This is a genomic window from Micromonospora sp. NPDC005710 (assembly GCF_040630995.1).
Classification (GTDB): Bacteria; Actinomycetota; Actinomycetes; order Mycobacteriales; family Micromonosporaceae; genus Micromonospora.
Window position 1 is genome coordinate 20202 of sequence record NZ_JBEXYP010000009.1, and the last position, 12440, is coordinate 32641.

Annotated in this window: 11 protein-coding genes and 1 riboswitch; of the genes, 8 read left to right on the forward strand and 3 right to left on the reverse strand. The window is 72.7% G+C overall.

The annotated features are described in order from the left end of the window. The first annotated feature begins 204 nt into the window (after positions 1 to 204). The 5 genes from ABZ406_RS14375 to gcvP all read left to right on the forward strand — a co-directional run bounded on the left by ABZ406_RS14375 (position 205) and on the right by gcvP (position 7563). Positions 205 to 900: a cell division protein DivIVA gene (locus ABZ406_RS14375; RefSeq protein WP_357760556.1), complete on the forward strand. Its 696-nt coding sequence runs from the start codon at positions 205 to 207 to the stop codon at positions 898 to 900. 124 nt (positions 901 to 1024) lie between these two features. Then, entirely contained in the window at positions 1025 to 1966 is a 942-nt protein-coding gene (locus ABZ406_RS14380; RefSeq protein ID WP_357760559.1) for a class I SAM-dependent methyltransferase, read from the forward strand. A 490-nt stretch (positions 1967 to 2456) separates the two neighbouring features. Continuing rightward, positions 2457 to 3524: a MerR family transcriptional regulator gene (locus ABZ406_RS14385; protein ID WP_357760562.1), complete on the forward strand. Its 1068-nt coding sequence runs from the start codon at positions 2457 to 2459 to the stop codon at positions 3522 to 3524. Positions 3525 to 3621: 97 nt separating this feature from the next. Continuing rightward, a complete protein-coding gene (locus tag ABZ406_RS14390) occupies positions 3622 to 4464 on the forward strand; it encodes an NAD-dependent protein deacetylase (RefSeq protein ID WP_357760565.1) in 843 nt (280 codons plus the stop codon). A 103-nt stretch (positions 4465 to 4567) separates the two neighbouring features. Further along, positions 4568 to 4666: riboswitch (glycine riboswitch) on the forward strand. Positions 4667 to 4740: 74 nt separating this feature from the next. Continuing rightward, positions 4741 to 7563: an aminomethyl-transferring glycine dehydrogenase gene (gene gcvP / locus ABZ406_RS14395; protein ID WP_357760568.1), complete on the forward strand. Its 2823-nt coding sequence runs from the start codon at positions 4741 to 4743 to the stop codon at positions 7561 to 7563. A gap of 131 nt (positions 7564 to 7694) precedes the next feature. Here the strand turns inward: gcvP and ABZ406_RS14400 are convergent, their stop codons facing one another. Next, a complete protein-coding gene (locus ABZ406_RS14400) occupies positions 7695 to 7895 on the reverse strand; it encodes a DUF5999 family protein (RefSeq protein WP_007460326.1) in 201 nt (66 codons plus the stop codon). Positions 7896 to 7991: 96 nt separating this feature from the next. Here ABZ406_RS14400 and ABZ406_RS14405 point away from each other — a divergent pair, with 96 nt between their 5' ends. Both ABZ406_RS14405 and def read left to right on the forward strand, forming a co-directional pair. Continuing rightward, complete coding sequence (locus ABZ406_RS14405; RefSeq protein WP_357761163.1) at positions 7992 to 9248, forward strand: chorismate-binding protein; 1257 nt, start codon at positions 7992 to 7994, stop codon at positions 9246 to 9248. Positions 9249 to 9280: 32 nt separating this feature from the next. Then, on the forward strand, positions 9281 to 9790 hold the full coding sequence (gene def / locus ABZ406_RS14410) for a peptide deformylase (protein ID WP_357760571.1): 510 nt from the start codon (positions 9281 to 9283) through the stop codon (positions 9788 to 9790). 4 nt (positions 9791 to 9794) lie between these two features. Here the strand turns inward: def and ABZ406_RS14415 are convergent, their stop codons facing one another. Together ABZ406_RS14415 and ABZ406_RS14420 are read right to left on the reverse strand one after the other, a co-directional pair. Then, entirely contained in the window at positions 9795 to 10565 is a 771-nt protein-coding gene (locus ABZ406_RS14415) for a GNAT family N-acetyltransferase (RefSeq protein WP_357760574.1), read from the reverse strand. Then, complete coding sequence (locus tag ABZ406_RS14420) at positions 10565 to 11338, reverse strand: TSUP family transporter (protein WP_357760577.1); 774 nt, start codon at positions 11336 to 11338, stop codon at positions 10565 to 10567. The genes ABZ406_RS14415 and ABZ406_RS14420 overlap by 1 nt, the downstream gene beginning before the upstream one ends. Positions 11339 to 11521: 183 nt before the next feature. On the opposite strand from ABZ406_RS14420, the gene ABZ406_RS14425 reads away from it, so the two are divergent. Beyond that, complete coding sequence (locus tag ABZ406_RS14425; protein ID WP_357760580.1) at positions 11522 to 12301, forward strand: endonuclease/exonuclease/phosphatase family protein; 780 nt, start codon at positions 11522 to 11524, stop codon at positions 12299 to 12301. Positions 12302 to 12440 lie beyond the last annotated feature (139 nt).

Here is a 12440-nt window from a genome sequence, read left to right on the forward strand (position 1 = left end):
TGCGAGCCCCGCAGTCGCGAACGGAAGGCGGGTCAGGTGAGCGCGAGGAGTGAGCTTGCGAGCCCCGCAGTCGCGAACGGAAGGCGGGTCAGGTGAACGCGAGGAGTGAGCTTGCGAGCCCCGCAGTCGCGAACGGAAGGCGGGTCAGGTGAGCGCGAGGAGTGAGCTTGCGAGCCCCGCAGTCGCGAACGGGGGTCTGCACAGGTGAGTGCTACACCGATCAGCCGGTATGACGGGGTGCAGGTTTCCGGCGGTGTGCAGGTGCGGATGACCGCCGATCGTGTTCGCCGGTGGGAGTTCGGCGCGGCGTCGTTCGCGCGGCGGGGTTACGACAATGCCGACGTGGACCGCTTCCGGGTGCAGGTCGCTGACGAGTTGGACCTGTTGGCGACGCAGATCGCGACGTTGCGGGCGGAGAACGAGCGGCTGACCGACCGGGTGGAGTTGCACCGGCACGGGGTGATTCCGAGTACGGGGGCGGCGGCGAAGGTCCCGGCGGCGCGGGAGGTGAATCTGCTGTCGGCGGCGCAGCGGGAGGCCGAGCAGATCATCGCCCAGGCGCATGACTATGCGCGTCGGGTGGCCGAGTACGCCCGGGTGCAGTACGAGAGTTACCTGCACGCGGCTGAGGCGGAGGCGAAGCAGGAGGCGGAGCGTGCGGTGGCGGAGTACCGCAGCGCGTCGGGGTCGAGTTTCGACGACACGGTGGCGACCCGGGAGGCGTTGCGGATCTTCGGGGAGATGATGGTGTCGCACATGCAGGCGGCGGCGCGGCATCTCGACGACGGCAGTGAGCAGTTGGCGCGGACGATGGATCGGATCGCGGCGGAGACGCCGGGGGCGCCGTTCGTGGGTGGTGTGGTGGGTCAGTCGGCGTTGCCGCGGCACCAGCAGCGTTGAGTCGTCCCCGGGGTGGGGTCCGCTGACGTGCGCGGACCTCACCCCGGGGGCGGGCTGCCGGTGGCATAGTCGGAGGGGTCCGGCGGGCTGACCTGTGCGCCTGCCCGTGGGGGAAGGCGCTGTCGTGTCGGTGTCACCACCGGATCCGTTGGCCGCGTTGGAGGCGTCGGCGTGGGCGCTGGCGGCCGCGGTGGGCACCATGAGTGATGCCCTTTCTGCCCCGCTCGCCGAGGTCGTCGCGGCGTCGCCGCACCGCAGCGCGGTGTTGGAGGCCGCTGGTCTGCTCTCCTGGGATGGCGGGATGCCGGTTGCGCACCCGTCGTTGGTGGCCGTTGACGGGCCGACGGGGCGCAGTGCGGTGCAGGCGCGGTTGAGTTCGCTGCGGCAGGCGGTCGCCGCGGCGGCGCAGGAGCCGTCCGGGCTGGTCGGGTCGGGTTGGGCGCAGGTGGACGACGAGGTGTTGCGGCATCAGGGTCGGGCGTCGGCGGCGACCGGTCGGGCGTTGGCGACCCGGGTGGTGCCCGAGTTAGCGGGGTTGGCGGAGCGTCTGGACGGGGCTGACGCGCGGGTGCTGGACGTGGGCACCGGTGTGGCGGCGTTGGCTGTCGCGGTGGCGCGGGCGTTGCCCCGGGCGTCGGTGGTGGGCATCGACGTGCTGCAACGGGCGTTGGATCTGGCCGGTGGGGAGTTGGCCGAGGCGCGTGACGTGGCGGATCGGATCAGCCTGCGTCGTCAGGACGTGGCGGAGGTGACCGAGGTTGGCGGGTACGACCTGGTGTGGTTGCCGGCGCCGTTTCTTCCCCAGCAGACGTTGACTGTCGCGTTGCCCCGGCTGGTGCGGGCGTTGCGACCTGGTGGTTGGTTGGTGGCGGGCACCAACCCGCCGGCGGGGGATCCGTTGCGGGCGGCAGTGGACCGGTGGAACGCCGTGCGTAACGGCGGCAATGATTTCGACGCGGACCGGATGGCGGAGGTGTTGGCGGGGGCCGGGTTGGGTGAGGTGCGCCGTTTCCCGACCGTTCCCGGTGGGCCGGTGTTGGTGGCCGCACGCGGTCCGGGCGGCTGACGCCCGCCGTTCGCGACAACGACCGTGGCCAGCAGGGCGGCGGTCGACGCGGAGGGCCGGTCAGGTGGCGGCGGCGCGGACGGCGTCGGCCATCGGGGTGGGTCCGTCGACGAGCTCCATGGGGCGCCTGTGGTGCGTGGTCGATCGCGCAGGGCGGCGCGGAGGTGGGCGACGTCGTCACTCCGGTTGCCGCCCCCCTTTTGCTCTGCACCCGCCCGTGCGCCACGCACCGTCCGTGACTGGCGCGTGGGCGGGTGCAGAGCAAAGGCGCTCGTAGAGGAGACGAGGAGGTAGCGGTGCGTTCCGGCGCGGGTGGCGGCGTCGGCGAGCAACGCGGCGGCGGCCCGGTCGACGCTGTCCTTGCGGGCGGCGCCGCGGTCTGACGACGCGGATGCGCAGAACCCACCGCCGCGGGCTTGACCTTGCCCTTCGGGTAACCCCGAGCCTGGTGGGTGCCGGTCGCCGTGACCGGTCCGAGGAGGATGTCGACGTGGGGCTGATGACCATCGGGGCGTTCGCCCGGGCGGCGAGGCTGACGCCGAAGGCGTTGCGCCTGTACGACCGGGGTGGGTTGCTGGTGCCGGCCGCTGTCGATCCGGAGTCCGGTTACCGGCTCTACGATCCGGCTCAGCTGCCGGTGGCCCGGCTGGTCGCCCAGTTGCGTCGGCTCGGCATGCCGTTGGCGGCGATCCGGGTCGTGTGTGGCCTGGAACCCGCGGCGGCGGCTGAGGCGATCAGCGCGTACTGGCGGCAGGTCAGTGCCGACACCGCGGTGCGCGCCCGCCTCGCCACCCTCCTCGTGGACCACCTGTCTGAAGGGGGCGCCACCATGTCCGACCCGAGTCCCGCCGTTGTCGTGCGCAGTGCCGCCGGTTGTGACACCGGGCTGGTACGCCACAGCAACGAGGACACCGCGTACGCCGGCGATCGGTTGCTCGCCGTGGCCGATGGGATGCGGGGGCCCGGCGGTGCGGCCGCCGGTGTCGCCGCCGTCGACGCCCTGAAGCGGTTGACACTGTCCGACGTGCCGGCCGCCGACCTGTTGACGCTGCTGGCCGCGGCGGTGAGCGACGCCGACCGTGCCGTGCACGGGTTGGCCACCGACGACGACCAGCCGGTGACCACGTTGACGGCGTTGCTGTTCAGCGGTTCCCGGCTGGCGTTGGTGCACGTCGGTGACACCCGCGCCTACCTGCTGCGCGGTGGTGAGTTGTCGCTGTTGACGCAGGATCACACCTGGGTGCAGGCCCAGGTCGATCAGGGTCGTCTCGACCCGGGGCGGGCGGCGACGCATCCCCAGCGGGCGGTGCTGGTGCGCGCCCTCGGCGGTGGTCGGCAGGTGGAGGCGGATCTGGCGCTGCGCACCGCGTTGCCGGGTGACCGGTACCTGCTGTGCTCCGACGGGTTGTCCGCGGTCGTCGACCGGGTCGGCCTGCGGTCGGCGTTGACCGGAACGGTCGGTCCTGGGGACACCGTGCGGGCGTTGATCGATCTGGCGCGGGCCGAGAGGGCGCCGGACAACATCGCCTGCGTGGTCGCCGACGTGACAGTGGCGTAGGGGGGTCGCCGGTGCCGAGCCCCCGGGGGCGGGTGGGCGAGCCCACCTGGTGTGGGGCTCGGCGTTGGCGGACGGGTTGAGGCAGCATGGAGAGGTGATGGAGAGCCTCGAGGCGTTGACCCCGCTGGTGGCCGGTGGTGGGGTGGTGGTGCTCAGCGGCGCCGGCCTGTCCACCGAGTCGGGGATTCCGGACTACCGGGGGCCCAGCGGGGTGGCGCGACGGCACACGCCGATGACGTTCCAGGCCTTCACCCGTGATGCCCTGGCCCGGCGGCGCTACTGGGCGCGGAGTCACCTGGGGTGGCGGTTGATAGCGGGCGCGGCGCCCAACGCCGGGCACCGGGCGGTGGCGGCGCTGCAACACGCCGGCCTGGTCGACACGGTGATCACGCAGAACGTCGACGGTCTGCACGGTGCGGCCGGCAGCCCGTCGGTGATCGAGTTGCACGGCCGACTCGACGAGGTGACCTGCCTGGACTGCGGCAACCTGACCTCCCGGGAGGAGCTTCACCGGCGGTTGCGCGAGGCGAACCCGGACTTCGTGGCCCGTGTCGCCGCGGTCAACCCGGACGGTGATGTTGATCTCCCCGATGAGCAGGTGGCGGCGTTCCGGCCGGTGGATTGTGGGATCTGCGGCACCGGGATGCTGAAACCGGACGTGGTGTTCTTCGGTGAGACGGTGCCGCCGCAGCGGGTGGCGCGGTGTTTCGCCGCCGTGGAGCAGGCCCGGTCGTTGCTGGTGCTCGGGTCGTCGTTGACGGTCATGTCGGGGCGGCGTTTCGTGATTCGGGCCGCGAAACGGGGCATCCCGGTCGCGATCGTCAACCAGGGGCCGACCCGGGGTGACGGCCACGCCACGGTGTGCGTCGACGCGCCGTTGGGTGCGGTGCTGCCGCAGCTGGCCGCACGGGTCGGCGCCGGGACGTCGCTGGCCGTCTGACGGTGCGACCCGTCAGAGTGCGGGGCCCGTCGAGGTGAGCACGCAGCCCGGGGGTAGGACATCCGCCGGAAACACCGACGCTGGTAGCGTTGAGCACGCCGGTTACACCCACGTGGGAGAGACCGCCCGACAGCACGCAGGGCGGCGCCGAAGGGGCAAATCCTCCCCGGAACCTCTCAGGCAAAAGGACCTCGTGGGTAGGCACTGTGGAGTGCCCCGAGCGGGTGCGACAGAGGGGGAGGCCGACACGTCGACCTCGCCCCGGGAGTGCCCCTGATGACCGTAGAGCAGTTCGCCACCCGTCACATCGGTCCCGGTCCCGACGATGAGCGTCGGATGCTGGAGGTCGTCGGGCACGACTCGATCGACGAGCTGATGGACGCCGCGATCCCCGAGGTGATCCGCTGGCACGGCACCCTCGACCTGCCCGACCCGGCCACCGAGGCCGAGACGATCGCCGAGCTGCGGGCCCTCGCGGCCCGCAACACCGTCGCCGTCTCGATGATCGGGTTGGGGTACCACGGCACGCACACCCCGGCGGTGATCCGCCGCAACGTCCTGGAGGACCCGGCCTGGTACACGGCGTACACGCCGTACCAGCCGGAGATCAGTCAGGGTCGCCTGGAGGCGCTGCTGAACTTCCAGACCATGGTCACCGACCTGACGGGTCTGGCCACCGCGAACGCCTCGATGCTCGACGAGGGCACCGCGGCGGCGGAGGCGATGACCCTGGCGCGGCGGGCCTCCAAGAGCAAGAGCCCGGTGTACGTCGTCGACGCCGACACGTTGCCGCAGACCATCGCGGTGATCACCAGCCGGGCCGAGCCGCTCGGCATCGACGTGCGGGTCCTCGACGTCGAGCGTGACGAGCTGCCGGCGGAGTTCTTCGGCCTGCACCTGCAGTACCCGGGGGCGTCCGGTGCGGTGCGTGACCACGCGGGCCTGGTCGAGGCGGCGCACGCCGTCGGCGCCCTGGTGACTGTCGCCGCGGACCTGCTGGCGTTGACGCTGCTGCGCGCACCGGGGGAGATCGGCGCGGACGTCGCCGCCGGCACCACCCAGCGTTTCGGCGTACCCATGGGCTTCGGTGGGCCGCACGCCGGTTACCTGGCGGTGCGCTCGGGCCTGGAGCGGATGCTGCCCGGGCGTCTCGTCGGGGTGTCGCGCGACGCCGACGGCAACCCGGCCTACCGGTTGGCGTTGCAGACCCGTGAGCAGCACATCCGGCGGGAGAAGGCGACCAGCAACATCTGCACCGCGCAGGTGCTCCTCGCGGTGATGGCCGGCATGTACGCCGTCTACCACGGCCCGGACGGGCTGCGGGCCATCGCGTCGCGTACCCATGCGATGGCGGCGCGGCTCGCGGCCGGGTTGCGCGCCGGTGGCGTGGACGTCGCGGACGTCGCGTTCTTCGACACCGTCACCGCGACAGTGCCGGGCGGCGCGGCGGGGGTCGTCGCGGCGGCGGCGCGGCGGGGGGTGAACCTGCGGCTGGTCGACGCCGACCGGGTGGGGGTGTCCTGCGACGAGACGACGACCGACGCGCACCTGCGGGAGGTGTGGGCGGCGTTCGACGTGCCCGCGTTCGACGCCGACGGTGACGCCGCCCTGCCGGTCGACCTGACGCGCGCGACCGACTTCCTGACCCACCCGGTGTTCCGCAGCCACCACTCGGAGACGGCGATGCTGCGTTACCTGCGGCGGTTGTCGGACTTCGACTACGCCCTGGACCGGGGCATGATCCCGCTCGGGTCGTGCACGATGAAGCTGAACGCGACCACCGAGATGGAGCCGGTCAGCTGGGCGGAGTTCGCGAACATCCACCCGTTCGCGCCGGACACGCAGACCGCCGGGTACCGGGAGATGATCGGGCAGTTGGAGTCGTGGCTGGCCGAGGTGACCGGCTACGACGCGGTGAGCGTGCAACCCAACGCCGGTTCGCAGGGGGAACTGGCCGGGTTGTTGGCGATCCGCTCGTACCACGCGTCGCGGGGTGACACGCACCGCGACGTGTGCCTGATCCCGTCGTCGGCGCACGGCACGAACGCGGCGTCGGCGGTGATGGCTGGCATGCGGGTCGTGGTGGTGGCCTGCGACGACGACGGCAACGTCGACCTCGTCGACCTGGACGCGAAGATCGACAAGCACCGCGACGCGCTCGCCGCGATCATGGTGACGTACCCGTCGACGCACGGTGTGTACGAGACGGGCATCGCGTCGCTGTGCGCGAAGGTCCACGACGCGGGCGGGCAGGTGTACGTCGACGGGGCGAACCTCAACGCCCTGGTCGGGTTCGCCAAGCCCGGCATGTTCGGGGCGGACGTGTCACACCTGAACCTGCACAAGACGTTCTGCATCCCGCACGGCGGCGGCGGCCCCGGGGTGGGCCCGGTGGCGGTCCGCGCGCACCTGGCGCCGTTCCTGCCCGGTGACCCGCTGGGCGCGCACGTCGACGCGACGCCGGCGATCTCGGCGGCGAAGTACGGGTCGGCGGGCATCCTGCCGATCCCGTGGGCGTACCTGCGGATGATGGGCGCGCAGGGGCTGACCCGGGCGACCGGTGTGGCGGTCCTCGCGGCGAACTACGTCGCGGCGCGGCTGCGCGGGCACTTCCCGGTGCTGTACGCCGGCAACAAGGGCCTGGTGGCGCACGAGTGCATCCTCGACCTGCGGCCGTTGACGAAGGCGACCGGGGTGAGCGTCGACGACGTGGCGAAGCGGCTGGTCGACTACGGCTTCCACGCGCCCACGATGTCGTTCCCGGTGGCGGGGACGCTGATGGTGGAGCCCACCGAGAGCGAGGACCTGGCCGAACTGGACCGGTTCTGTGACGCGATGATCGCGATCCGCGCGGAGATCGAGCAGGTGGCGTCCGGGGCGTGGCCGGCCGGGGACAATCCCCTCGCGAATGCGCCGCACACCGCGGCGATGGTCAGCGGTGACGAGTGGTCGCACGCGTACCCGCGGTCGGTGGGCGCGTACCCGGCCGGGGTGGACCGGGCCGGGAAGTACTGGCCGCCGGTGCGGCGTATCGACGGCGCGTACGGCGACCGGAACCTGGTCTGCTCGTGCCCGTCGCCGGAGGCGTTCGAAGACTGAGCTTGGCGACGGGCGTGCCGGGGCGGGCGGTTGCGAGCCGTCCCGGCAGCCGCTGCGACCTGGCGTGGCGTCCCTTACCGGGGGACTCGGCCAGAGTCGACGGCGGCTATTCGGTGACGCTGAGTGGTCGGTCAGGCCACGAGGGCGTGGCGGGCGGGGCCGCGGTGCGGTGCGATGCTGCTGCCGTCGGGGAGCAGCTCGCCGGTGTCCTCGAAGACGATGACACCGTTGCAGAGCAGGCTCCAGCCCTGCTCACGGAAGCAGGCGAGGACCCGTGCGGCTTCCCGGTCGGTGGCTTCAGCGGAGGGGCAGGTCGGTTGGTGCTGGCACATCGGGTTCTCCGGACTGTGGGGGCACTGTGTCATGGTTCACATGACCAGTGACGCACAGTACCAAGCGAAAGTGTCCAGCATCGACCAGGTGCCCACCTGGTGCACGGGAAATCCACTGAACGGATGAGGAAGGTTGGACCGTACGGCGTGGAAACGCTCCCACAGGTGTATGCGGTGAGCGGCGGCCCGACTGCGCCGGCCGCACGGGTCGAGGTGCCCGCCGCGCCGCCCGCGTGCCGGGGCGCACTCACCGAACGCGCCCGCCTGCACTGGTCCCTCGGCGACGGCGGTGACCCCGCCGCCCTCGCCGAGGAGTTCCTCGCCGCGCACGGCCTGCCCCTGCATGACCTGACCCGACCCGCCGCCGGCCCGCACGGCACCGGTGCCTGCGGCGCGGCACTGTATCTGTCCGCCGCCGCCGGGGCGCTGCTGGCCGGCGCCCCCACCGGGGCACCCGAACCGGCGCCGGCCCTGCCCGACCTCGCCGTCGTCGTCTACCAGCACGGCCCCACCCGGGCCGCCCGGCCCGACCGGGCGCCACAGTGGTGGCTCGGTGAGTGGGCCGAGAGCTGGACCCCCGCGCAGCACGCCGCCGCCGTCGACGCGGTCCGCGCCGCCATCGGCCGAGGCGACGTCTACCAGAGCAACCTCGTCGGCCACGCCAGCGCCCCCTACACCGGCGACCCGTTGCCCGCCCTGAGCCGCCTCGGCGCGCTGCCGGGCGCCCGCTACGGGGGAGTCCTCACCGGCGACGGCTGGGCCATCGGCTGCGCCTCCCCGGAAACCCTCGTCGAGGTCACCGACGGGCAGGTGATCACCCGGCCGATCAAGGGAACCCGCCCGGCCACCGCCGCCGGCCGCGTCGAACTGCTCACCAGCGCGAAGGAACGCGCCGAACACATCATGATCGTGGACCTGGTCCGCAACGACCTCTCCCGCATCGCCCGCACCGGCACCGTCACCGTCGACGACCTGTTCGCCGTCCGCCGCTGGTGCGACCTGTGGCAGGCCGAGTCGACAGTCCGCGCCGCCGCCGCCGACGGCCTCGGCCTCGCCGACCTGCTGCGCGCCACCTGCCCCGGCGGCTCCGTCACCGGCGCCCCGAAACTCGCCGCCCTCACCCAGATCAACGCCCTCGAACCCGTCGGGCGGGGCGCCAGCATGGGCGCGCTGGGCTGGGTCACCCCCGGCCACGTCGACCTGGGCCTGACCATCCGCACCGCCGCCGCCGACGGCCGGCGGTTGCACACCTGGGCCGGCGGCGGCATCACCTGGGACAGCGACGCCCACGCCGAGGTCGCCGAAGCCGCCGCGAAGACCACCCCGATCCGCGCCACCCTGGCCGGGCGCTGAGGTCGGCACCGCACAGGCGATACCCTGACCGCATGACCATGCGGCCCATCCGGATCATCGGCGACCCTGTCCTGCGCACCGAATGCGAACCGGTCACCGCCTTCGACGCCGACCTGCGGGCCCTCGTCACCGACCTGATGGACACCCTGCTCGGCGCCCCCGGCCGCGCCGGCGTCGCCGCACCGCAGATCGGCGTCAGCGCCCGGGTGTTCGTCTACGACGCCGACGGGCACCGAGGCCACCTCATCAACCCCACACTGGAACTGTCCGACGAGCTGCAGGACGACGACGAGGGCTGCCTGTCCATCCCCGGGCTGTACTTCCCGACCGTCCGGGCCCTGCACGCCACCGCCCACGGCGTCGACCAGCACGGCGAGCCGTTGACCATCAGCGGCAGCGGGTTCCTCGCCCGTGCCCTGCAACACGAGACCGACCACCTGGGCGGCCGGCTCTACGTCGACACCCTGCGCGGCGACACCCGCCGCAAAGCCCTCCGCGAGATCCGCGCCGGGCGCTTCGACTCACCCAGCCGCCGCGGCTGACCTGCTACCGGGCCGACAACGTCCACTCGTCGTAGTCGGCGGACCGGGTGAACCCCACCCGCTCGTACAGGCGCACCGCCGCCGCGTTGTCGGCCTTCACGTTCAACGTCACGTGCGTCACGCGGTCCCGCAGACGGACACACAACGCCGCCACCACCGCCGCGCCCAACCCCCGCCCCCGCCACCGCGGATGCGTCGTGACATTGCCCAGCGCCGCCACCTCGTACGCCGGCGAAAACACGTGCACCCCCGCGACCGCGACCAGCTCACCGCCCTCGCGGACCCCCAGGTACTGCCCCGTGCCGAGCATCCGCTCGTCGAACCAGTTATCCGGGTACGCCCGCGCGTACAACTCCCGCAGCGCCGGCAGATCCGCCGACCCGAGCACCACGCCCGCCGTGGCCACCCCCGCCAGCCGCGCCGGGTCGGTCAACGCCATCCGGTGGTGCCGGCCACCGGCGTCGGTCCGGAACGTCCCCGCCAGGGCGTCGGTCAGCCCGGGGGACAGGTGCGCGTACAGCTTCGCCGGCAACACCGGCGCCACCCGCGCCAGCAACACCGACATGGCCGCCGTGTTCGCCGGCGCGGCGAACGCCAGCAGCGTCGGCCGATCCGCACCGTGGTACAGCAACACGACCTGCTCACCCCGACGGAACCACGACGTGTACGGCCAGAAGAAATCGTCCAGATCCCCCAACTGGTAGGCGTGCAGCACCGGATCACGCCCCAGCAACCGCGCCAGCACCACCCGGTCGTGCTCCGCGCGCACCGCCATCAGCGTGCCACCCACTGGTCGTAACCCAGCTTCGCGACCAACGCCACCACCACCACCAGCAACACCACCCGCACGAACCCCGAACCCCGGCGCAACGCCATCCGCGCACCCACCACCGCGCCGGCGATGTTGCACACCGCCATGCCCGCGCCCAGCAGCCACCACACGTGCCCGGTCACCCCGAACACCACCAACGCACCCAGGTTCGTCCCCGCGTTGACCACCTTCGCCATCGCCGAGCCGTGCACGAAGTCCGCACCGACCAGCGCGGTGAACGCCAACACCAGGAACGTGCCGGTGCCCGGGCCGATCAACCCGTCGTACAGGGCAATGCCCACCCCGGCCACCGCGATCACCGCCGCCACCCGCACCGCGGTGCGCCTCGCCGGCACCGCCACCACCCCCATCCGGGGACGCAGCAACACGAACACCGCCACCGACACCAACACGACCAGGACCACCGGCCGGTACGCCGCCGCCGGCACCGCCCCGGCCAACGCCGCGCCCACGCCCGCGCTGAGGACCGCCAACCCCGCCGCCGGCCCCGCCACCCGCCAGTCGAGTGTCGTCCGCCGGGCGTACGTCGCCGCCGCCGTGGCCGTACCGAAGATCGCCGCCAACTTGTTCGTGCCCAGCGCCGTGGCCACCGGCAACCCCGGGGCGGCCACCAGCAACGCCGGCAACAGCAACAACCCACCACCACCGACCACGGCATCGACCCACCCCGCCATCGCGGCGGCGGCCAGCAGCGTACTCAGCGTCACGGCGTCCACGGGCGGCAATTCTCCCCACCCGACCCGCCCCACCGGCCCCCGAGTGGCCAGCCTCACCCGGTCAGCGGCCCCGCGTACGTCGCAACCACACCCCCAACGCCCCGACCGCCACGAACACCAGCACCGAACACATCAACACCTTCGCCACCCGGCAACCATGCCACGGGCACGTAAAGTGCAGGAGTGCGCCTGGCCACCTTCAACCTGCTGCACGGACGGTCCCTCACCGACGGGCTCGTCGACTCCGACCGCCTCACCGCCGCCATCGGCGCCCTCGACGCCGACGTGCTCGCCCTGCAGGAGGTCGACCGCGACCAACGCCGCAGCGGCAACCTCGACCTCACCGCCATCGCCGCCCGCGCCCTGTTCGCCCCCCACCACCGCTTCGCCGCCGCCGTCGTCGGCACCCCCGGCGAACAGTTCCGCCCGCTGCGCCACGAGGACGACGGCCACGGCGAACCCTGCTACGGCATCGGGCTGATCAGCCGACACCCCGTCCGCAGCTGGCACATCACCCGACTCACACCGGCGCCCGTACGCTCACCGGTCTACGTCCCCGGCCCCCGCGGCGGCCTGATCCTGCTGCACGACGAACCCCGCGTGGTCCTCGCCGCCGTCCTGGACACCCCGCACGGTCCCCTCACCGTCGCCGCGACCCACCTGTCGTTCGTGCCCGGCTGGAACGCCCGCCAACTACGCCAGACCGTCCGCGCGCTGCGCGCCCTGCCCGGCCCCCGCGTCCTGCTCGGCGACCTCAACCTGCCCGCCGGAGCGGCCCGGCTCATCTCCGGCTGGCGCCCCCTGGGTCGCCTCCCCACCTACCCCTCCGGGCAGCCCCGCGTCCAACTCGACCACATCCTCGCCGACCGGCACGCCCTCACCGCCCTCCCACCGGTCCGCGCCGTCACCGCCCCGGCGTCCACCATCTCCGACCACCGCCCCCTGCTGATCGACCTCGGCTGACGACCGTCCCGACACCGCGCAGGCGCTCACCGCGCCAGGCCTTTCACGGGTCGGCGGGGGAGCGGACCACCAAGTCGCAAGATTCCCTCAAGATCATTGCATCGGCGAACTCCGACGATCATGCTGGTCGATACGCGCC

Excerpts from the sequence above, each read along its gene's own strand:
- ABZ406_RS14390 (WP_357760565.1), top strand. The coding sequence starts at position 3,622 with ATGGAGAGCCTCGAGGCGTTGACCCCGCTGGTGGCCGGTGGTGGGGTG.
- gcvP (WP_357760568.1), top strand. The coding sequence starts at position 4,741 with ATGACCGTAGAGCAGTTCGCCACCCGTCACATCGGTCCCGGTCCCGAC.
- ABZ406_RS14400 (WP_007460326.1), bottom strand. The coding sequence starts at position 7,895 with ATGTGCCAGCACCAACCGACCTGCCCCTCCGCTGAAGCCACCGACCGG.
- def (WP_357760571.1), top strand. The coding sequence starts at position 9,281 with ATGACCATGCGGCCCATCCGGATCATCGGCGACCCTGTCCTGCGCACC.
- ABZ406_RS14415 (WP_357760574.1), bottom strand. The coding sequence starts at position 10,565 with ATGGCGGTGCGCGCGGAGCACGACCGGGTGGTGCTGGCGCGGTTGCTG.